Source organism: Natrinema limicola JCM 13563, from assembly GCF_000337475.1.
In the GTDB taxonomy this organism is placed as follows: domain Archaea; phylum Halobacteriota; class Halobacteria; order Halobacteriales; family Natrialbaceae; genus Natrinema; species Natrinema limicola.
The window spans coordinates 1-218 of record NZ_AOIT01000063.1 but is presented as its reverse complement, the minus strand read 5'-3'; the positions used below and the strand labels follow the sequence as shown (position 1 = coordinate 218).

1 rRNA gene is annotated in these 218 nt (G+C 58.3%); it reads right to left on the bottom strand.

The window, feature by feature from the left end:
• A 23S ribosomal RNA gene (locus C476_RS19140) occupies window positions 1–218 on the bottom strand; the annotation flags it as partial.

Sequence of the window (218 nt, the reverse complement as noted above, 5' to 3'; positions counted from 1 at the left end):
TCGCCGCCACGAGTACCTGTGTCGGATCTCGGTACGGACAGTGTGCTCGCCTTTTCACGGGCTCTCGGTTGACCTGACTTGCGCTATCCAGCCATTCGGTCGCTTCGTGCCATTACGGCTTCCACGAACTTCGACTGTTCGACCGGGCGAAGGCCCGGCTCAGGCGGCCCCAAAGCGTTGGCTTTGAGTGCACACTGGCATAGGAATATTAACCTATT